The sequence below is a fragment of the Streptacidiphilus cavernicola genome, from assembly GCF_042510955.1.
Classification (GTDB): domain Bacteria; phylum Actinomycetota; class Actinomycetes; order Streptomycetales; family Streptomycetaceae; genus Streptacidiphilus; species Streptacidiphilus cavernicola.
Genome location: NZ_JBHFAB010000018.1, coordinates 141,819 through 162,077 on the forward strand (window position 1 = coordinate 141,819; position 20,259 = coordinate 162,077).

18 protein-coding genes and 1 pseudogene are annotated in these 20,259 nt (G+C 72.7%); 8 read left to right on the plus strand and 11 right to left on the minus strand.

The features are described 5' to 3' along the window. Positions 1-73 precede the first annotated feature (73 nt). Complete coding sequence (locus ACEZDE_RS23200; protein WP_380538910.1) at positions 74-1,117, minus strand: NAD(P)-dependent alcohol dehydrogenase; 1,044 nt, start codon at positions 1,115-1,117, stop codon at positions 74-76. Between the two features lie 115 nt (positions 1,118-1,232). Between ACEZDE_RS23200 and ACEZDE_RS23205 the strand changes: the two genes are divergently transcribed. Beyond that, positions 1,233-2,333 carry an aminotransferase class V-fold PLP-dependent enzyme gene (locus ACEZDE_RS23205; RefSeq protein ID WP_380538913.1) on the plus strand — a complete coding sequence of 367 codons (1,101 nt, stop codon included), beginning with the start codon at positions 1,233-1,235 and terminating at the stop codon, positions 2,331-2,333. Here the strand turns inward: ACEZDE_RS23205 and ACEZDE_RS23210 are convergent. Beyond that, on the minus strand, positions 2,322-4,598 hold the full coding sequence (locus ACEZDE_RS23210) for a terpene synthase family protein (protein WP_380538916.1): 2,277 nt from the start codon (positions 4,596-4,598) through the stop codon (positions 2,322-2,324). The genes ACEZDE_RS23205 and ACEZDE_RS23210 overlap by 12 nt on opposite strands. Positions 4,599-4,809: 211 nt before the next feature. On the opposite strand from ACEZDE_RS23210, the gene ACEZDE_RS23215 reads away from it, so the two are divergent. The 4 genes and pseudogenes from ACEZDE_RS23215 to ACEZDE_RS23230 form a co-directional block, all read left to right on the plus strand. Then, a complete protein-coding gene (locus ACEZDE_RS23215; RefSeq protein WP_380538919.1) occupies positions 4,810-5,856 on the plus strand; it encodes an ADP-ribosylglycohydrolase family protein in 1,047 nt (348 codons plus the stop codon). 151 nt (positions 5,857-6,007) lie between these two features. Next, positions 6,008-7,048, plus strand: a complete 1,041-nt coding sequence (locus ACEZDE_RS23220; RefSeq protein WP_380538922.1) for a L,D-transpeptidase — start codon at positions 6,008-6,010, stop codon at positions 7,046-7,048. Positions 7,049-7,141: 93 nt separating this feature from the next. Then, entirely contained in the window at positions 7,142-8,056 is a 915-nt protein-coding gene (locus ACEZDE_RS23225) for an aminoglycoside phosphotransferase family protein (RefSeq protein WP_380538925.1), read from the plus strand. Positions 8,057-8,108: 52 nt separating this feature from the next. After that, a pseudogene (locus ACEZDE_RS23230) lies at positions 8,109-8,549 on the plus strand (RpiB/LacA/LacB family sugar-phosphate isomerase); the annotation flags it as partial. A 205-nt stretch (positions 8,550-8,754) separates the two neighbouring features. On the opposite strand, the gene ppk2 reads toward ACEZDE_RS23230, so the two are convergent. The 4 genes from ppk2 to ACEZDE_RS23250 form a co-directional block, all read right to left on the minus strand. Continuing rightward, the gene (gene ppk2, locus ACEZDE_RS23235; protein ID WP_380538980.1) at positions 8,755-9,546 is read right to left on the minus strand and encodes a polyphosphate kinase 2; all 792 of its coding nucleotides are present in this window, start codon (positions 9,544-9,546) and stop codon (positions 8,755-8,757) included. A gap of 181 nt (positions 9,547-9,727) precedes the next feature. Beyond that, positions 9,728-10,618, minus strand: a complete 891-nt coding sequence (locus ACEZDE_RS23240) for an ABC transporter permease (protein ID WP_380538928.1) — start codon at positions 10,616-10,618, stop codon at positions 9,728-9,730. Next, positions 10,578-11,510 (minus strand): ABC transporter ATP-binding protein, encoded by a 933-nt coding sequence (locus tag ACEZDE_RS23245; protein ID WP_380538983.1) that lies wholly within the window; start codon positions 11,508-11,510, stop codon positions 10,578-10,580. The genes ACEZDE_RS23240 and ACEZDE_RS23245 overlap by 41 nt, the downstream gene beginning before the upstream one ends. Positions 11,511-11,530: 20 nt before the next feature. Then, positions 11,531-11,995: a MarR family winged helix-turn-helix transcriptional regulator gene (locus ACEZDE_RS23250; protein ID WP_380538931.1), complete on the minus strand. Its 465-nt coding sequence runs from the start codon at positions 11,993-11,995 to the stop codon at positions 11,531-11,533. 195 nt (positions 11,996-12,190) lie between these two features. On the opposite strand from ACEZDE_RS23250, the gene ACEZDE_RS23255 reads away from it, so the two are divergent. Beyond that, entirely contained in the window at positions 12,191-13,153 is a 963-nt protein-coding gene (locus ACEZDE_RS23255; protein WP_380538934.1) for a trypsin-like serine peptidase, read from the plus strand. A gap of 118 nt (positions 13,154-13,271) precedes the next feature. Here the strand turns inward: ACEZDE_RS23255 and ACEZDE_RS23260 are convergent, their stop codons facing one another. After that, complete coding sequence (locus ACEZDE_RS23260) at positions 13,272-14,492, minus strand: CaiB/BaiF CoA transferase family protein (RefSeq protein WP_380538937.1); 1,221 nt, start codon at positions 14,490-14,492, stop codon at positions 13,272-13,274. A 233-nt stretch (positions 14,493-14,725) separates the two neighbouring features. Between ACEZDE_RS23260 and ACEZDE_RS23265 the strand changes: the two genes are divergently transcribed. Beyond that, the gene (locus ACEZDE_RS23265; RefSeq protein WP_380538940.1) at positions 14,726-15,628 is read left to right on the plus strand and encodes a L,D-transpeptidase family protein; all 903 of its coding nucleotides are present in this window, start codon (positions 14,726-14,728) and stop codon (positions 15,626-15,628) included. On the opposite strand, the gene ACEZDE_RS23270 is transcribed toward ACEZDE_RS23265, so the two are convergent. Continuing rightward, entirely contained in the window at positions 15,625-16,182 is a 558-nt protein-coding gene (locus ACEZDE_RS23270) for a GNAT family N-acetyltransferase (RefSeq protein WP_380538943.1), read from the minus strand. The genes ACEZDE_RS23265 and ACEZDE_RS23270 overlap by 4 nt on opposite strands. 87 nt (positions 16,183-16,269) lie before the next feature. Here ACEZDE_RS23270 and ACEZDE_RS23275 point away from each other — a divergent pair, with 87 nt between their 5' ends. Beyond that, positions 16,270-16,653, plus strand: coding sequence for a DUF1801 domain-containing protein (locus tag ACEZDE_RS23275; protein ID WP_380538946.1), 384 nt, complete (start codon positions 16,270-16,272; stop codon positions 16,651-16,653). Between the two features lie 21 nt (positions 16,654-16,674). Here ACEZDE_RS23275 and ACEZDE_RS23280 read toward each other — a convergent pair whose 3' ends face one another. The 3 genes from ACEZDE_RS23280 to ACEZDE_RS23290 all read right to left on the minus strand — a co-directional run bounded on the left by ACEZDE_RS23280 (position 16,675) and on the right by ACEZDE_RS23290 (position 20,129). Then, positions 16,675-17,415 carry an SDR family NAD(P)-dependent oxidoreductase gene (locus ACEZDE_RS23280; RefSeq protein WP_380538949.1) on the minus strand — a complete coding sequence of 247 codons (741 nt, stop codon included), beginning with the start codon at positions 17,413-17,415 and terminating at the stop codon, positions 16,675-16,677. A gap of 70 nt (positions 17,416-17,485) precedes the next feature. Further along, positions 17,486-18,022 (minus strand): PadR family transcriptional regulator, encoded by a 537-nt coding sequence (locus ACEZDE_RS23285; protein WP_380538953.1) that lies wholly within the window; start codon positions 18,020-18,022, stop codon positions 17,486-17,488. Between the two features lie 97 nt (positions 18,023-18,119). Further along, positions 18,120-20,129, minus strand: coding sequence for an oxidoreductase (locus tag ACEZDE_RS23290; RefSeq protein WP_380538956.1), 2,010 nt, complete (start codon positions 20,127-20,129; stop codon positions 18,120-18,122). Positions 20,130-20,259 lie beyond the last annotated feature (130 nt).

Here is a 20,259-nt window from a genome sequence, read left to right on the forward strand (position 1 = left end):
GCCCGAAGGCCTGACCGTGTCCGGGCCGGGGAGGATCGCTCCGGCCCGGACGCCTCCCCGGTCAGACCGCGGGTCAGATCGTGGCGGTGTCGATCACGAAGCGGTAGCGCACGTCGCTGGCCACCACCCGGTCGTAGGCCTCGTTGACCTGGTCGGCCGCGATGAGTTCGATCTCGGAGCCGAGACCGTGCTCGGCGCAGAACTCCAGCATCTCCTGGGTCTCCCGGATGCCGCCGATGTTGGAGCCGGCCAGGCTGCGGCGCCCGCCCAGCAGCGAGAACACGTTCAGCGAGGCCGGGTGCTCCGGCGCGCCCACGTTGACCAGGGTGCCGTCCAGGGCCAGCAGCGACAGGTAGGCGTCCAGGTCGAGGTTGACCGAGACGGTGTTGACGATCAGGTCGAAGTGCCCGGCGAGCTGCTCGAAGGTGTCGGCGTCGCTGGTCGCGTAGTAGTGGTGCGCGCCGAAGCGCTCCGCGTCCGCCTTCTTGCTGAGGCTCTGGCTGAGCACGGTGACGTCCGCGCCCAGCGCCGCGGCGATCTTGACGCCCATGTGGCCGAGGCCGCCCATGCCGACGACGGCGACCTTGCGGCCGGGACCGGCGTTCCAGTGCTTCAGCGGCGAGTAGAGGGTGATCCCGGCGCAGAGCAGCGGCGCGGCGACGTCGAGCCCGATCCCCTCGGGGATCCGCAGCGCGTAGTTCTCGTCCACCACCAGCTGGGTGCTGTAGCCGCCGTAGGTGGGCTCGCCGTCGCGGCCGACCGAGTTGTAGGTGGCGGTGAACCCCTTGAGGCAGTACTGCTCCTCCCCCGCCAGGCAGTTCGCGCACTCACGGCAGGAGTCGACGAAGCAGCCGACGCCGACCCGGTCGCCGACCGCGTAGCGGGTGACCCCGGGGCCGACCTCGGCGACCAGGCCGGTGATCTCGTGGCCGGGCACCATCGGGAACCTCGCGCCGCCCCACTCGTCGCGGACCTGGTGGATGTCCGAGTGGCAGATCCCGGCGAACTTGATGTCGATCAGGACGTCGTGCTCGCCGACCGCGCGGCGCGACACCGTGGTGCGCTCCAGCGGGGCCTTGGCGGCGGGGGCTGCGTACGCGGGAATGGTGGTGGTCATGGGTGAAACGTCTCCACGTTCTCGGTCGGGCTCACTGCACGCATAAGCATTGCTTTGGGTTCTCGTGCGAAAGTCGCCGTAGACTTATCAGACGGCAACGGGAATGCTGGAAGCCATGACGACGGACCAGATTCCCTCCCTCGCCCCCGACGAGTTCGCACCCGAAACCCTGTACCTGAACACCGCCTCGATGGGTCTTCTTCCCGGGCGCACCCGAACGGCCCTCAGCGCCGACCTCGCCGCCTGGTCCGCCGGGCGCTGCGACCCCAGGGGCTACGACGTCCCGGTGGGCGCGGCCCGCGCGGCGTTCGCCCGGCTGGTCGGCGGCACCGCCGAGCGGGTGGCGATCGGGGCGCAGGCGTCGTCGCTGGTCGCGCTGGTGGCGGCGGCGCTGCCGGCCGGGGCCGACGTGCTGCTCGCCGAGGGCGACTTCACCTCGCTGACCCAGCCCTTCCACGGCCGGGGCGATCTGGCCGTCCGCACCGTCCCGCTGGAGCGGCTGGCCGAGTCGGTCCGCCCGTCGACCGCGCTGGTCGCGGTCAGCGTGGTGCAGTCGGCGGACGGACGGGTCACCGACCTGCCCGCGCTGCGCGCCGCCACCGCCGTCCACGGCGCCCGGCTGCTCGCCGACGCCACCCAGTCGGCGGGCTGGCTGCCGCTGCGCGCGGACGACGCCGACTTCCTGGTCTGCGCCGCCTACAAGTGGCTGCTCTGCCCGCGCGGCGCCGCGTTCCTCGCGGTCGCCCCGGAGGCGGCGGCGACCCTGCGTCCGATCACCCCCGGCTGGTACGCCGGCGAGGACCCCTGGGCCAACTGCTATGACTCGGTCGAACTCGCCCTCAGCGCACGGCGGTTCGACGTCGCCCCGGCCTGGTCCGCGTTCGTGGGGGCGGCGGCCTCGCTGTCGCTGATCGAGGAACTGACGCCGGAACGGATCGGCGCGCACAACCTGGCGCTGGCCGAGCGCTTCCGCGAGGGCCTGGCGGAACTCGGCCACACCCCCGTGCCCGGCCGGTCCGCCATCGTCTCCGTCCCCGGGCTGGGCCCGGCCGCGGCGAGGCTGGCCCGAGCGGACGTGGTGACCTCCGACCGGGCCGGGAACCTCAGGGTCTCCTTCCATCTGCACAACAGCTCCGCCGACGTCGACCGGGCACTCGACGTGCTGGCCTCGGCGGCGGTCGGGGCGTCAGCGGGACCGGCCGGATCAGAGCGGTGAGCCCACCCGCAGGGCCTCGGTGAGCCGGGCAGCCGAGGTGCCGAGGCCGGTGAGCGGAGCCGGGATCCGGACCGGCGGCAGCGCCGCCTCCGACAGCGCCGCCTCCGGCGCCGCCACGCCGTGGTGGCGCAGCAGCGAGGCCTCGTCGTAGCGGCGGCAGCCGCGGTGCCAGTTGAGGATGCCGGACATCCAGTCCCTCAGCTCGGCGGCGTAGCCGTCCAGCAGTCGGCGGCTCTCCGTGGACAGGTCGAAGTCGTCGTAGAGGGCCGGGAGTTCCCGTTCGACGATGTGCTGGAACTGCTGCAACCTGGCCGTCATCAGGTTGTTGACCACGGTCACCGCCTGGTCCGGCGGGCAGTCCAGGAAGTTCTGCACCACCAGCACCGCGTTGTGGATCTCCCCCTCGAACTGGATCTCCTTCTGGTAGGAGAAGACGTCGTTGAGCAGGCAGGCGTAGTCCGCCGCGGCGTTCTCCATGCCGCGGAGCGGCCGGGAGCGGTAGACCTCCGGCGGGACGGCCAGGCCGTGCGAGAGCCGGGACAGGCTCATGGTCAGGTCCGAGCCGAAGGTCTTCCGGCGCATCTCGACGTAGTCGACCGGGTCCGGGATGCGGTTCTGCTTCTGGTTGGCCAGCTCCCAGAGCCAGCTGTCCGCCATCTCCTCGACCGCGGTCCGGAAGGTGCGGCGGTCGGTCGGGGTCATCGGCCCTGCGGTCCGCTGCCAGAGGTCGGCCAGGCCGCGTTCCAGCGCGCTGCTCGGCGGCGGGCCGGGGTCACCCTGCTCCAGCGGCATGAACAGGGAGAGCCGCTCGGTGGCGATCCTGGCCGCGGCCAGGTCGAGGGTGCGGCCGAACAGCACCGGGTAGAGGTCGTCGCCGTAGGTGCCCCAGGCCAGCCAGCCGCTGGTGAGGTCGAGCTGCTCCGGGGTCGCGTCCGGGTGGATCCCGGCCGCGCACAGCGGGAGGTCGTAGTCGCGGATCTTCTCCTCGCTCCAGACCTCCGAGCCCGGGAGGCCGGGGACGGCGTCCAGGATGCCCGTCCGGGCGGCCCACTCCACCAGGTTCTCCCTGGCCGCGTCCAGGTGCGGGCTGAGCCGGAGCGGAAAGGGCATGAAGACGTCCGGCACCGGCAGGTGGCCCACCGGGCGGTGCGGGACGTTGCCGTGCCGCCGGGCCCGGGTCGGCAGCGAACCGGCCAGCGATTCCAGCAGCCGGGCGGCGGAGGTGCCGATGCCGAGCGGACCGTCGGTGACCGAGGGCCCGCCGCCGGGCCCGCCCGCCCCGCCCGCGCCGTTCATGTAGCGGCTGGAGCGCAGGTGCCACTCGTGCCCGCCGGACTGCCAGTCCTGCAGGCCCTTGACGTAGAGGCCGACGTCCAGGCAGGACCGCGGGTCCGCGCCGTGGGTCAGCAGCAGCGCCGGGACCTCGGTCAGCGCGGTGTGCTCGAACTGCTGCAGCCGGGAGGTCAGCAGGTCGTTGGTGAGTTCCGCGGCCTGCTGGGTGGAGCAGCCCAGGAACTGCTCCAGCACCAGGACGCAGTTGGCCAGTTCGCCTTCGTCCTCCACCTCGCGCTGGTAGGAGAACAGGTCGTTGCGCAGGTGCACGCCGTCCGCGAAGGTGTCCTTGAGCACCTGCATCGGACGGCTCGCGGCGATCCCGGCCGGGACCTCAGCGCCCACCGCGTGCTCCACCAGGTCGGCCGACCAGGGCGCGCCGCCGACCTTGCGGCGCATCTCGATGTACTCCACCGGGTTGGACAGCCGGCCCTCGTTGATGTTGTTCAGCTCCCAGAGCGACTCCGCCAGCAGCGCGCGGGTGCTCTCGGCGAAGCGCTCGGCCCAGTCCCGCGACATGGCGGGGACGGTCCGCGCCCACAGGTCGGCCAGGCCCTGCTCGACCGGGTTGGTCGGCTCGGGCACCCCCTGGACCGCCATGAACCGCGGCAGCCGGTCCAGGTAGGCCTTGGCGCCGGCCATGTCCTGGGTCCGCTTGAAGATGTCCAGGAAGTGGTCGTCGAAGAAGAACACCCACACGTACCAGTCGGTGATCAGCGAGAGCTCCGGGCCGTCGCAGTCCGGGTGGGTGTAGGCGCAGAGCAGCGCGTAGTCGTGCGCGTCGAAGGTGGCCTCGTCCCAGATGCCGGAACCCTCCACCATCGTCATCCCGCGGGCCCAGGCCTTGGAGTGCTCGCGGGCCTCCTCCAGGTGGGGGTTGATCCGTGCCGGGTACGGCATGTAGAAGTCAGGCAGCGTGAACGGCTGTGCCATCGAGTTGTGGCCTTTCCTCGTCCGACCTCCATCGGCTCCGACCGTAGGCGGCGGCCGGAGGACGGACGGCGATGTCGCGGACACTCCGCCCGATCAGGTGAATCCTCGGCCCGCCATGATTGGATCGCCGCGGGACGGGTTCGCGGGTTCGCGGGGCGGATCCCCTCGGGGCGGGGTTCATCGGTGGACGACACGGGACGGGGGCCGGGCGATGACGGTGGCGACGGACAAGCGCGCCGCGACAGGCGCACTGCTGGGGCTGGCGATCGGGGACGCGATGGGGTTCCCCACCGAGTTCCAGACGGTCGAGCAGATCAGCCGGAAGTACGGTCCCTGGCGCGAACTGGGGCTCCCGGTCTCGGCCGGGACCGCGTATGTGACCGATGACACCCAGATGACGCTGGCGCTGGGCGAGGGCCTGGTCACCGCGCTGGCGGCCGGGCCGCTGACCGCCGAGCGGATGGAGGGCCCGGTCCGGGCGGCGTTCGTCGACTGGTGGTGCTCCCCCGAGAACAACCGCGCGCCCGGGATGACCTGCCTGACCGCCTGCGAGCAGCTGAACCGGGGCGTCCGCTGGCAGCAGGCCAGCCAGGTCGGCTCCAAGGGCTGCGGCGCCAATATGCGGGTGGCGCCGATCGGGCTGGTCCCCGGTCTGACCGCCGCGCAGCGGTCCGGCGCGGCCCAGTTCCAGTCCGCGCTGACCCACGGCCACCCCACCGCGCTGGCCGCGAGCGACCTCACCGCGCACGCCGTGCTGCTGCTGGCGCAGGGCACCGAGCCGTCCGAACTGCTGCCGCTGCTGCGCGGGTACGCCGAGCAGAACCGCGGCGTCTACCGCCAGGACTGGCTCGGCGACCTGGCCGAACACGCCCAGGACCGGGACCGGGCCGCGTTCGCCGCCCGGGGCTGGGACGACTGCCTGGCGGTGCTGGACCGGCTCGGGGCGGCCCTGGCCGCGCCGGACCCGGACGCCGACCCCTGCCTGGCCACCGGGGCCGGCTGGATCGCCGAGGAGGCGTTCGCCACCGGCCTGTACTGCTTCCTGCAGCAGCCCGACGACCCGGCGGGCGCGGTGCGCCGGGGCGCGTACTCGTCCGGCGACTCCGACTCCGTCGCGGCGCTCGCCGGGGCCTTCGCCGGGGCCTGGATGGGGGCGGGGGCCTGGCCCGAGGCATGGACCGGGGTGATCGAGTACCGGGAGCGGCTGCTCGCCCTCGGGGCCGCCTGGGACGCGCCCCGGGACGGCGGCCGATTCTAGGAGTTTCCTGAGTTCTCGCTGCTCCTGGAGTGATCGAGTCCGAATCTTGATTTTTGAAATATAGGCTTCACTGCAACCGCCGACGCGGGGATCGGGGTCCTACTGACGTCAGACCTCGGATGGCGTGACGTGACGCGAGTGGAGCAGGGGCGTGGGTCGGATCAAGAACAGCATCGGGATAGCACTGCTTGCGGGTGCCGTCCTGGCAACAGCGAGCGCCTGCGGCGGCGCGGCCTCGGCCACCGGCTCGGGGCAGCAGACCTCCCCGGTCGCCGGGGCCAGTACCGGCGCGACCGCCGGCAGCAGTGCGGGGGCGAGCGCCGGCACCAGCGCGAGCGCCACCCCGACCACCAGTCCCACCCCGACGCACCCGTCCGGGCCGCCGCTGCAGCTGGACTCGATCACCCCGGCCAGCGGGACCACCGTGGGCGTGGCGATGCCCATCTCGATCGTCTTCACCAAGGCCGTGGCCACCTCCGCGCGCAAGGCGATCGAGCAGCACCTCGAGGTCACCACCTCGACGCCGGTCACCGGCGCGTGGCACTGGTTCAGCAGCCAGCGGGTCGACTGGCGTCCGCAGAACTACTGGAAGCCCGGCACCAAGGTCCAGGTCGTCGCCGACCTCACCGACGTGGGCGACGGCAACGGCCGCTACGGCACCCACAGCTACACCCATGACTTCACCATCGGCTCCGACACCGAGACCACGGTCTCCGTGCCCGGCCACTCGATGAAGGTCTACCGCAACGGCGCGCTGGTGAAGACCATGCCGATCGACGCCGGCAGCCCGAGCTTCCCGTCCTGGGACGGCACCATGGCGATCACCGACAAGGCGAAAGAGGTCCGGATGACCTCGTGCAGCGTCGGCATCGCCTGCGACAAGAGCGACCCGAACTACTACGACCTCACCCTGCCGTGGGACGTGCACCTCACCTTCTCCGGCACCTACATCCACTACTCCACCGGCGACCCGTACCCGGGCCACAGCTACGGCTCGCACGGCTGCGTGCACCTGTCGCTGGCCAACGCGGAGTGGTACTACAACTACGTCAAGCAGGGCGACCCGGTCACCATCACCGGCTCCCCGCGCGGCAAGGCGGCCGGTGACAACGGCTACGCGGCCTTCAACCTGAGCTGGTCCCAGTGGCTGGCCGGGAGCGCCGCGGGCGCGACCACGACCGCCGCGCTCTGACCGTCCCGGCCCCGCGCCCGGTCTGCGCTTGTTCCACCGAGGCCCCTTCCCCGCTTGGCGGGGCGGGGGCCTCTCCGTATCCGAAGGGACGGCATGACCCACACCGAGGTCGAGGTCAGCGCGGAGCTGGTCCGGGAGCTGCTCCGGGAGCAGCACCCCGACCTGGCCGACCACCCCCTGGAGCTGGGCGCGCTGGGGTGGGACAACCAGCTGTGGCGGCTCGGCGAGGACCTCGTGGTCCGGCTGCCCTGGGCGGCGCGGTCCTCGGACGCGCTGCTGCGCAAGGAGCACGCCTGGGTGCCCGCCCTCGCCCCGCGACTTCCGCTGCCGGTGCCCGTCCCGCAGCGGCTCGGGGAGCCCTCCGAGCGGTTCCCGTGCTCCTGGATCGTCACCACCTGGGTGCCGGGCGAGCCCGCCGACCGCGCCCCCGCCACCCGCGCCGCGGCGGCGGCCGACAGCCTGGCCGGCTTCCTGACGGCGCTTCACCGGCCCGCCCCCGCCGGGGCGCCCGCCGGTCGCGACCGCGGCGGCCCGCTGACCGACCATGCCGAGGGGTTCGCCCGGATGCTCGCCTCGGCCACCGAGGCGGGGCTGCTCCCCGACCCGGACGCCGTCCGCGCGGTCTGGGAGGACGCCGTCGCCGCGCCGGGTTGGGCGGGCCCAGCGCTGTGGCTCCACGGCGACCTGCATCCGGCCAACATCCTCACCGCGGACGGCACCTTCTGCGGCGTGATCGACTTCGGCGACCTCTTCGCGGGCGATCCGGCCTGGGACCTCGCCGCCGCCTGGCTGCTGCTGCCGGACGGCGCCGCCGACCGCTTCCACGCCGCCTACCGGCCCGCCGCAGATCAGGCGACGCTGCGCCGCGCCCGCGGCTGCGCGGTGCTGAAGGCCCTCGCCTGCGTCCTGATCGGGGACGCCGGCGACCACGGCCGCCCCGGCGGCAAGCCCAGCTGGGGCCCGCCCGGCCACGCCTCGCTCCGCCGCCTCACCGCGACGGCCGGTTGAACGGCCACCGGAACGGCCACCGGTCCGGGTGCGCCCGGTCTAGGTTGGGACCATGCGTATCTCGATCTCCTCGGACCTGGACCAGGGCGCCGCACAGCTGCTCGCCGCGGAGCTGCGGGGCCGTGGGCACACCGTGGTCGCACACGGCGCGCTGCGGCAGCGGGAGCCGGGGCAGCAACCGGACGACTCCGGCTGGGCCTACTGCAGCGAGGCCGCCGCGCGCGATGTGGCGGAGGGGCGGGCGGACCAGGCCGTGGTCTGCTGCTGGACCGGGACGGGCGCGTCCATCGCCGCCAACAAGGTCTCCGGGGTGCGGGCCGCGCTCTGCGGCGACGCCGCCACCGCGGACGGCGCGCGGCGCTGGAACGACGCCAATGTGCTGGCCCTCAGCCTGCGGCTGACCACGGCGGCGCTGTTGACCGAGATCCTCGACGCCTGGTTCACCGGCGTCCCCAGCCAGGACCCGGAAGACCTCCGCAACCTCGCCCACCTCTCGACAGTCCTGCCGGAGAGCGCCGCGCGCCGCTTCCTGCTGATGCGTCAGGACGACAACGGCAACCGCTACACCGTCGCCCGCTACGCCGACCAGGACTCGGCCATGGCCGCCGCCGAGGAGTTCGAGGCACGCGGCCACAAGCAGCTCTACTGGGTGACCGAGGAAAAGCGCTGAAGCGACAAATCGCTGAGGCGACGAACCGCTACAGCAGCGTCTCGGCGTGGTCGGGGACGTAGAGCTGCTCCTCGCGCGGGGTGCGCTGGTAGCCGGCCGAGGGCGGGCGCTCGGGGAAGTCCAGCTCCTCGGTCGGGATCTCGGTGTAGGGGACGGCGCTGAGCAGGTGCGCGATCATGTTGATCCGGGCCCGGCGCTTGTCCTCGCTCTCGACCACGTGCCAGCGCGCCTCGGGGATGTCGGTGTGCACGAACATCTCGTCCTTGGCCCGGGAGTAGTCCTCCCAGCGGGTGATCGACTCCAGGTCCATCGGCGAGAGCTTCCAGCGGCGCATCGGGTCGTCCCGGCGGGCCCGGAAGCGCCGCTCCTGCTCGTGGTCGCTGACCGAGAACCAGTACTTCAGCAGGTGGATCCCGTCCTCCACCAGCATCCGCTCGAAGATCGGGCACTGGTGCAGGAAGCGCTGGTACTCGTCGTGGGTGCAGAAGCCCATCACCCGCTCGACCCCGCCCCGGTTGTACCAGCTGCGGTCGAACAGGACGATCTCCCCAGCGGCGGGCAGATGGTCCACGTAGCGCTGGAAGTACCACTGGGTCCGCTGCCGCTCGGTCGGCGCGGGCAGCGCGGCGACCCTGGCCACGCGCGGGCTGAGGTGCTCGGTGACCCGCTTGATCGCCCCGCCCTTGCCGGCCGCGTCGCGTCCCTCGAAGACCACCACGACCCGGGCGCCGGTGCTGCGCACCCACTCCTGAAGGGTCACCAGCTCGGCCTGCAGCCGCACGAGTTCACGCTCGTACGGCTTCTTCGGCAGCTTTTCCAGCTTGGGCTGCTTCTCCTGCGGCTTGCGCTTCTCCTGCTTGGCGGACTTCGCCGACTTCGCCGACACGCCTGGGGTATCCCGTCCTCGATCGCCCGTCAGTTCGCTTACTGCGAGCCACCGTACGTCGGGACACCCCCGCGCGCCGCGTCGGACGCGCCGTCCGGGCTACTGGCCGTCCGGGCTACTTGGCCAGCCGCCCCAGCAGTGCCGAGGCCGCGGCGATGCCGCAGGCCGCGGCGACCACCAGCACCCCGAAGTCGGTCCCGATGTGGGCCGGAGTGCCGAGCAGCAGCCCGCGCAGGGCGTCGACCTGATAGCTGAGCGGGTTGGCCTTGCTGATCGCCTGCAGCCAGCCGGGCATGATGCTGACCGGGTAGAGCGCGCTGGAGCTGAAGAACAGCGGCATGGTGATGGCCTGGCCGATGCCCATCAGCCGGTCCCTGGTGAGCACGATCCCGGCGATGGTCATGGACAGGCAGGAGAAGAACGCCCCGCCCAGGATGACGATCGCGGCCACGCCGAGCAGCTTCAGCGGGTTCCAGGTCATGCCGACCCCGAGGATCGCCGCGAAGACCACCACCACCAGCGCCTGGATCACCGCCTTCACCCCGGCGGCGAAGGCCTTGCCGGTCACCAGCGCGGCTCTGGGGGTCGGCGTGACCAGCAGTTTGGTCAGGACGCCGGAGTCCCGCTCCCAGATGATCATGATGCCGTAGAAGATCGCGATGAACATCGCCGACTGGGCGATGATGCCCGGCGCGAGGAAGTCCAGATAGGGGACGCTCCCGGTGGGGATGGCGTGGATCCGGTTGAAGGTCTCACCGAAGATCAGCAGCCAGAGCGCGGGCTGCACCGCGCGGGTGTACAGCTCGGTGCGGTCGTGCCGCAGCTTCTGCAGCTCGACGATACACATCGCGCCGACCCGGGCCGGGACGATCCGCCACCCGGTACGGGCCCGCGGCGGCGCCAGCAGCAGCGACAGCGAGCCGCCGCCCGGAGCGGCGGTGACGGGGGTCGCGCCGACGGCGGCGTCAGCCGACACGGGATGCGGTGCGGCGGGTGCGGCGGACATCGCGGAAGTCCTCTCCGTCGGCGTTGTCGGACGGGCTGCCGGTGAGGCCGCTGCCCGCGTGGTGGCGGAACACGTCCTCCAGCGTCGGCGACTCCAGCACGTCGGCCAGGTCCGCCTTGAGGCGCTCGGGAGTGCCGAGGGCGCGGATCCGTCCCCGGTGCATCAGGGCGACCCGGTCGCAGTGCTGCTCGGCCTCGTCCATGTAGTGGGTGGTGACCAGGACGGTCATCCCGGTCGCCCGCTTGATCTCGTTGATCCGGTCCCAGACGCTGGTCCGGGCGATCGGGTCCAGGCCGATCGTCGGCTCGTCCAGGATCAGCAGGCGCGGGGCGCTGACCAGCGCCTGCGCCAGTTCCAGGCGGCGGACCATGCCGCCGGAGTAGGTCGCGGCCATCCGGTCGGCGGCGTCGGTGAGGGCGACCGCCTCCAGTGCCTCGGCGACCCGGGCGGCGCGCTCGCGGCGGGAGACGTCGAAGACCCGGGCGAACAGCGAGACGTTCTCGCGCCCGGTCAGCCCGCTGTCCGCGGACAGCGCCTGCGGGACGTAGCCGAGGAGGCGGCGGACCGCCATCTTCTCCTTGGCGGCGTCGTGGCCGAACACCCGGATCATCCCGGCCGGGACCGGGAGCAGCGTGGTCACGGCGCGGATCGCGGTGGTCTTCCCGGCGCCGTTGGGCCCGAGCAGCCCGAACACCTCCCCGGCCCGGACCGCGAGGTCGAGGTCGTCGACGGCCTTGGTGGCGCCGAAGGAGTAGCGCAGGCCGGTGCAGCGGACGGCGGGCGGTTCGCCGGTCCCGGCCGACTCCTCGGCCTCGCCGGCTTCGTCTGCCCTGTCGGCTTCGTCGGCCGGTTCCGGCTCCTCGGCCCGCGCTCGTTGCGGCGGCTCGGTCATCTCGTCGGGCAGCGGTAGCGTCATGTCCCCTCCGTGACTTCCTTGTGCAGTCCCTCGGCGAGGCCGCGCAGCGCCGGCAGTGCGGCGGACAGCGCGGCCCGGTCCTGTTCGGACAGCGCGGCGATCCGGCGGTTGACCAGGTCCCCGCGCTTGGCGTCCCATCCGGCCATCCGCTCGGCGGCTGCGCCGCTGACCGTGAGCCGGACCGCCCTGCGGTCCTGCGGATCGGGTTCGCGGACCAGCAGCCCGTCCGCGACCAGCTGGTTGACCAGGGTGGACACCGAGTTCCCGGCGAGATGCAGCTCCCTCGCGGCGGCGGCGACCCCGATCCCCGGGTGTCCCCGGACCAGGCGCAGCAGCTCCACCTGGGCACCGCGCAGGCGCGGTCCGGTCAGGTCCTGGCGCAGCCTGCGCCGGATCAACCGATGGATGCCGACCAGGAGTTCGGCGAGTTCGGTGATGTCCTCTTCCCGTTGTTCGGCCACTCCCCTATTTTAGCTCTTAAGGAGAGCTAACTGTCCAGGGGGCGAAGTCGGCCGAATGCCTCATCAACCTCTCAGGCTGCTCCTACGACGCTCTCAGCGGCAGCGTCAATGATCAGGAGGGTCCCCGTCACCGACCCCTGGGAGCCACCGATGCCGGACGAGGAGTCAGCGCCCGCGGAGCCCGCGGAGCGCACAGTGTCCGCGGCACGCGCAGCACGCCCGGGGCGGACCAAGCGGCGGGCGGCGCTGGGACTGGTGCTCGGGGTGCTGCTCGGTGGCGGCGTGTTCGTCAACGCGAGCGGTCAGGCCGGGGCGGCGAGCGACGCGGCCGGCGCGACCGCGGCGCCTGCCACCCCCGCGGCGACCGCTCCGGCCGGGACCGCCGCCGCGGGGAGCGCGGCGCCGCAGCAGACGACGTCGCTGTCTCCGGCGATGTCGTCCGCGACGGCGACCCTCGCGCCCCAGGCCGACGCTCCCCCGATCACCGGCACCGGGCAGTCGATCACCCTCACCGCGGCCCAGCAGCCGAGCCAGGTCGGCGCGCTTTTCGCGGGCGCCATCAGCGACGGCCACCACTGCACCGCCAGCGTCGTGGACAGCCCCGCCGGGGACGTCATCGTCACCGCCGCGCACTGCCTGAGCAGCGGCGCGAGCGGCCACGTCTTCGTCCCCGACTACCGGGACGGCACCGCGCCCTACGGCGTCTGGCAGATCTCCCAGGTGCTGGAGGACAGCGCCTGGACGTCCGACCAGGATCCGGACAGCGACGTGGCGTTCGCCCTGGTCGAGCCGCTGAACGGGCAGTCGCTGGAGTCCGTGGTCGGCGGCTACAGCCTGGACACGGCCGCGAGCGGGAACACCACCGTCCAGATCACCGGCTACCCGACGTCCACGGACGAGCCGATCAGCTGCACCGGCACCAGCCAGACGTTCAGCGCCACCCAGCTCACCGTCTACTGCACCGGCTACGCGAACGGCACCAGCGGCAGCGGGTGGGTCGAGAACTACGACCCGGCGACCGGGACCGGCTCGCTGATCGGGGTCATCGGCGGCTACCAGACCGGCGGCGACACCGAGGACGTCTCGTACGCGGCACTGTTCGGCACGACCGTGCAGACGCTCTACAACCAGACGGTCGCGGCAGCCGCCGCGGGATGACCTGACGGTCGGTCGGATCGCCCGACGGTCGGTCGGATCGCCTGACGGTCGGTCGGATCGCTTGACGGGCGTGGTCGGCCGGGGCGGGCGAGCGGCGGACGGTGGGGCCCGCAGGGCGTCAGCCCAGGACGCCCTTGGTGCGCAGCGCGGCGATCTCCGCCGGGGCGACGCCCAGGCCGGTCAGAACCTGGTCGGTGTCCGCACCCACCGGCACCGCCGCGGACGGCTCCGCGGACGGCGTGCCGCTGAACCGCGGCGCGGGGGCAGGCGCGGGCCCGGCGGTGGACGCAGACCCGGCGGTGGACGCCGACGCCGACTCGGACCCGCCGCCGGGCGGCAGCGGGCGGTAGGTGCCGCGCGCAGCGTTGTGCGGGTGTTCCGCCGCCTCGGTCAGGGACAGGACCGGGGTCACGCAGGCGCCCTGCCCCTCGAACAGCCCCGCCCACTCGTCCCGGGGACGGTCCGCGAAGATCCGCTCCAGCCGGGCCCGCATGGCCGGCCACGCCGCCCGGTCCTGCTGCCGGGCGAACAGCGGATCGTCGGTGAGCCCGAGCACCCGCAGCAGCGCGACGTAGAAGGGGGGTTCGATCGCCCCGACCGCGACATGCCGCCCGTCCGCGCAGCGGTACACCCCGTAGTACGGAGCGCTGCCGTCCAGCATGTTGACGCCGCGTCGGTCCTCCCAGCGGCCCTGGGCCAGGAAGCCGTAGGTCATCGCCAGTTGCAGCGCGGTGCCGTCGGTCATCGCGGCGTCGACGACCTGGCCGCGTCCGGTGGCGCGGGCGCTGAGCACACCGCCGAGCACGCCGAGGGCCAGCAGCATCCCGCCGCCGCCGAAGTCGCCCACCAGGTTCAGCGGCGGCACCGGGTCGCCGTCGGCCGGGCCGATCGTGTGCAGGGCGCCGGCCAGGGCGATGTAGTTGATGTCGTGCCCCGGCTCGGCCGCGAGCGGGCCGTCCTGGCCCCAGCCGGTCATCCTGCCGTACACCAGGCGTGGGTTGCGGGCCAGGCAGGCGTCGGGGCCGAGGCCCAGGCGTTCGACCGCGCCGGGGCGGAAGCCCTCGATCACCGCGTCGCAGTCCTCGACCAGGCGCAGCACCAGGTCCGCGCCCTGCGGCTGCTTGAGGTCCACCGCGATGGAGCGGCGGTTGCGGTGCAGCACCGGGAACGGGCTGGGGCGTCCGGCCGTGGCGGGGTGGTCCACGCGGACGACGGTGGCGCCGAGGTCCCCGAGCAGCATGCCGCAGAACGGGACGGGCCCGATGCCGCCGAGTTCGGCGACCCTGACCCCGGCGAGCGGACCTGCGGGGACGGGCCGGGCCGGCTGCGCGTCGGTCAACGGGGGCTCCTGGGCTGGGCGGGGTCGGACGTTCCGTCACGGTACGCAGCCGTCCGCGCGGAGTCCAGGGACGGGCAGGTGGCGGCTCTGCGCATTCGCGGTGCGCACTCCCCGGTGCGCATTCGCCGGTGCGCATTCGCCGCGCGGGTCCACTCCGGCGGCACTAACGTGTCGTACGACTTGCTTGTCGCACCAGCACCGCCGACTGCTTCGCGGAAGGACGGCCGGACCTGATGACCCGCCACGCTCCGGGACGCCACGCGTGCTCGCGTCCCGCCTGGACCGCCCGCGCCGTCGCTTCCCCGGCCGGGGCCGCCGCGCTCGGGGCCCTCACCGTCGCCGGTCTGCTCGGCGCGGGGACCGCGCAGGCGCAGGCGGCGGTCCCGGTCGGGGCGCGCCCTCCGGTACTCGGCACGGCCGGAAGCACGCCCGTCGCGTCGCCGCCGACGCTGCCCGCCGCGTTCGCCGCCTCCCGACAGCTCATCACCGTGCAGGCCACCGGGAGCGACGCGGTGGTCACCGCCTGGCAGTTGGTCGGCGCCCGCTGGGTCAGCGAGTTCAGCACCACCGCGGCGCGGATCGGCGCCCATGGGATCACCGACGGCGCGGCCCGGGTCCAGAACACCGGCACTACGCCGTCCGGGGTCTTCACCCTCACCCAGGGCTTCGGCGTCGGCGCCAACCCGGGCACCAAGATGCCGTACCACAAGGTCACTTCAACCGACTGGTGGGTGGAGGACCCCACCTCCGCCTACTACAACCAGATGCGCAGCTCCACGCTGGGCGGCTTCCACCTGACCGAGTCCGGCGCCAACGGCAGCGAGCACCTCATCAACTACCCGACCCAGTACCACAACGCACTGGTCGTCAACTTCAACATGAACCCGGCGGTGCACGGTCGCGGCGCGGGCATCTTCCTGCACGACCTCGGCCCGCAGGCCGGTCCCACCGCGGGCTGCGTGGCGCTGCCCGCGGCGGTGATGACCAGGGTCATGAAGTGGATCGACCCCGCTCAGCACCCGGTCATCTCCATCGCGCCCGCAGTCCACCGCACCGCCCTGGCGCGGACCGCGGCTTGGAGCCCCGCAGGCTGGACCCCTGCGAGCCGGACCGTGGCTTGGAGCGCCGCAGGCTAGAGCGCCGTCGGCCGGACCGCCGGGCCCGGCTTCCAGTCCCGGGCGAGCAGCCCGAGCAGCACCTCGTCCAGGAACTCGCCCATCACCCAGGCCGAGGAGCGCAGCACGCCCTCGCGGACGAAGCCGTTGCGCTCGGCGGAGCCCAGCATCGCGGCGTTGTCCGCCAGGGTCTCGATCTGCAGCCGGTGCAGGCTGCGCACGACGAAGCCGTAGTAGCAGAGCACCGCGACCACGTCGGTGCCGTAGCCCTTGCCCCGGGCGGACGGCAGCAGGCCGAGACCGAGGTGCGCGTACCGGTTGTGGGTGTCGATGCCCCACAGCGTCGCCGTGCCGATCAGCGTGCCGCCGTCCAGCTCCACCACGGAGAACGGGACGCGCGACCGGTCGTCGTCGTCCGCCGTGAGCCGCGAGTCCCTCGCGCTAGGCGGGATCGGCCGCCAGGGCTGCCCTTCGGACCGCGAGGAGTTCACCACGTCGTCGTACAGCTCGGTTCGCAGGATCGGGATGTCTTCCTCGTATCGGGCCCTGAGCCCGACCTTGCCGCCCTTTAGCATGCATGCTTCCTATCCGAACGAGTCGGCGGACGGCAAACCCTTTTTCGCCGCTGCGCCGGGAATCGCGGTCGCTGCCAGAATGGGTCCATGGACACTGAAGCCGATGCGCAGACGTACATCGACGGGATCGCTGCCGAACACCGTCCGCTGTTCGACCGCGTGAACCGGTTGATCCTGGAACTGCACCCGGAGGCGCGCCCCGTCCTGTCGTACGGGATGCCGACCTACCGGGTCGGCAAGCGAAAGCTGCACGTCGGCGTGTGGAAGCACGGCGTTTCGATCTACGGCTGGGGCGGCGACCGGGACGCCGGATTCACCTCCCGCCATCCAGAGCTGCTCAGCGGAAAGGCAACGATCCAGCTCCGCTCCGGAGACGCGGGCCCGAACACAGACCCGGGCACGGCCGCGGACACGGACGCCGTCACGGACGAGGAACTCCGCGAGTTCTTCCGTGCCGCGCTGGCAGCCTGAGCACCGTCCGCCGGGCCGGTCCTAGATTCCGCCGGCCACGCGCATGACGGTGCCGGTGGCGTAGGAGGCGTCGGCGGAGAGCAGCCAGGAGACTGCCCCGGCGATCTCTTCGGGCTGACCGGCGCGGCCCAGCGGGATCATCGGGGCGCGCTTCGCCGGGCGCTGCGGGTCCTCGTGGAACTCGGTCCAGATGATGCCCGGCGCGACGCAGTTGACCCGGATGCCGTCCGCTGCGAGTTCCCGGGACAGGCCGACCGTCATCCCGTCCACGGCGGCCTTCGCGGCGGCGTAGTGGACGTACTCCCCGGCGCCGCCGATGGTGGCGGCGGCCGAGGAGATGTTCACGATGGCGCCGCGCGGTGCGGCGTTGTGCAGCATGTCCTGGACGGCGCGGCGGGCGCAGAGGAGGTAGCCGAGGAAGTTGACCTCCAGCGCGCGGCGCATCCCCTCCGGGTCGGCGTCGGCGAGGCGGCCGACCGGGCCGCGTACCCCGGCGTTGTTGACCAGGCCGGTGACCGGGCCGAGCGCGGCTGCGGCGGTGCGGAACAGCTGGTCCACCGAGTCGGCGTCGGCGGTGTCCACCGCGACGGTGACGCAGGCCGCTCCGGCGGCGCGGGCCGCCTTGGCGACCGCCTCGGCCGCGGCGGCGTCGGTGCGGTAGCCGATGGCGAGGTCGTGGCCGTCAGCGGCCAGGCGCAGGCAGATCGCTGCGCCGATGCCGCGGCTGCCGCCGGTGACCACGGTGACGGGGCGCTGCTGCATCGGGGGTGCCTCCTGGGTCTGCGGGGTGATCTCTGCGAGGTGACCCTGCGGGTGATCTCTGTTGAGCATCCTAGGAGGCGGGCGGCGTGAGGGCGGCGAGGGCCTCGGACAGCCAGTCGACCCAGAAGGTCTCTAGAGCGATACCGGCCCGGAGGACCGTGTGGTGCAGTCGGTTCTCCTGCGCGGACGTCTCGGCCGGGAAGTCCCGTGCCTCGATCGCGGTGTACTCGTCGAGCTGCTGCTGATGGACGGTCAGATGCCGGCGCAGTTCCGCGTCCAGGCCGTCGGTGCCGACCACGGCCGCGGCGCGGAGCCGCAGCAGTAGCGGGTCCCTGATCGGTTTGGGGTCCTGCCCCTCCCCCACCCAGCGGGACAGTTCCGCGCGGCCGTCCGGGAGGACGCGGTACTCCTTGCGCTGCCCGCGCGACGGCGGCTGCGGGAGCGCCTCGATCAGGCCGCCGTCCTCCAGTCGGCCGAGTTCGCGGTAGATCTGCTGGTGGGTGGCGGACCAGAAGAAGCCGATCGACTTGTCGAACCGACGGGTCAGCTCCAGGCCTGAGGACGGCTTCTCCAGCAGGGCGGTGAGGATCGCGTGCGGCAGCGACATCGACGGGGTCGGCCTCTCGGGGAATGCGTGCGGGGGTGCGGGGCTCAGTCTGTCAGAGCGGTGTGAGCGTCAGAGCGGTGTGCTCAGAGCGGTGTGCTCAGAGCGTCGCGGCCAGCTCGGTGCCCTGGAGGATGGCCCGCTTGGCGTCCAGTTCGGCGGCGAGGTCGGCTCCGCCGATCAGGTGCGTCTCGCGGCCCGCGGCGAGCAGCGCGGCATGGAGGTCCCGGCGCGGTTCCTGGCCGGTGCAGAGGACGACGGTGTCCACGGCGAGGGTGCGGCTCTCGCCGTCCACGGTGAGGTGGAGACCGGCGTCGTCGATGCGGTCGTAGCGCACCCCGGAGAGCGTGCGGACGCCGCGGTGCTTCAGCTCGGTGCGGTGGATCCAGCCGGTGGTCCGGCCGAGGCCCGCGCCGACCTTGCCGGTACGGCGCTGGAGCAGGTGGACGGTGCGGGGGGCGCGGGTGCGACGGGGCTCGCGCAGGCCGCCGCGGGCGGCGTAGTCGGTGTCGACGCCCCAGTGGGCGAGGAAGTCCTCTTCGGCGGGGGTGGTGAGGTAGGCGGCGACGTCGAAGCCGATGCCGCCCGCGCCGAGGATCGCCACCCGTAGGCCGACCGGGGCGGCGTCGCGGAGCACGTCCAGGTAGCCCAGGACGCTGGGGTGGTCCACGCCGGGGATGTCCGGGGTGCGCGGGGTGACGCCGGTGGCCAGGACCACGGCGTCGAAGTCGGCCCCGGGGGCGGTGAGGGTCGCCGCGTCGACTTCGGCGCCGAGCCGGAGGGTGATCTGATGCCGGGTCAGTTGGCTTCGGTAGTAGCGGATCGTCTCGTCGAACTCCTGCTTGCCGGGGACGTTGCGGGCCACGTTCAGCTGGCCGCCGATGTCGGCGGCGGCGTCGAAGAGGGTGACCGTGTGGCCGCGTTCGGCGGCGGAGACGGCGCAGGCCAGACCGGCCGGACCGGCGCCGACCACGGCGATGTGCCTGCGGCGGCGGGTCGGGGTCAGCAGGAGTTCGGTCTCGTGGCAGGCGCGGGGGTTGACCAGGCAGGAGGTGATCCGGCCGCTGAAGGTGTGGTCCAGGCAGGCCTGGTTGCAGCCGATGCAGGTGTTGATCGTGTCGGCTTGGTTCTTTGTCGCTTTGGCGACGAAGTCAGGGTCGGCGAGGAGGGGCCGCGCCAGGGAGACCATGTCGGCAGCCCCGTCGGCGAGGAGTTGCTCGGCCAGGGCAGGGGTGTTGATCCGGTTGCTGGTCACCAGCGGGATGTCGACCGAGCCCATCAGCCTGCGGGTGACCCAGGTGTACGCGCCGCGCGGGACGGAGGTGGCGATGGTGGGGATACGGGCCTCGTGCCAGCCGATGCCGGTGTTGATGATGGTCGCGCCGGCCGCCTCGATCTCCTTGGCGAGGGTGACCACCTCGTCGAGGCTGGAGCCGCCGGGGACCAGGTCGAGCATCGACAGCCGGTAGATGAGGATGAAGTCCGTTCCGACCCGGGCGCGGACCCGGCGCACGATCTCCAGCGGGAAGCGGATCCGGTTGCGGAAGTCGCCGCCCCAGGCGTCGGTGCGGTGGTTGGTCTCAGCGGCGATGAACTCGTTGATCAGGTAGCCCTCGGAGCCCATGATCTCCACGCCGTCGTAGCCCGCCTGCTGGGCCAGGGCCGCGGTGTGGACGAAGTCGTCGATGGTGCGTTCGACGTCGGCGGCGGTGAGCGCGCGGGGGGTGAAGCGGCTGATCGGGGCTTGGAGCGCGGAGGGCGCGACCAGGTCGGGGTGGGCGGCGTAGCGGCCGAAGTGGAGGATCTGCAGGGCGATGCGGCTGCCTGCGGCGTGCACGGCGGAGGTCACGGTGCGGTGCTGGTCCGCTTCCGCGGCGGTGCTGAGCTTGGCGCCGTGCGGGGAGGGGCGGCCCTCGGCGTTGGGGGCGATGCCGCCGGTGACCATGAGGCCTACGCCGCCGCGGGCGCGGGCGGCGTAGAAGGCCGCCATGCGTTCGAAGCCGTTCTCTGCTTCTTCCAGACCCACGTGCATGGAGCCCATCAGGACCCGGTTCGGGAGGGTGGTGAAACCGAGGTCGAGGGGGGTCAGCAGGTGCGGGTATGCGGTCATGACGGCAACGGTAGGGCGCTGGGTTCTTTTATGCAACTAGTTGCACTTTTGGTTTGCCTGCGGCGCGGGTGGCCGTCTACCGGGACGACGTGGTGGACTCCTTCGGCGGCGGCGTGCTACTGCCCGGCGG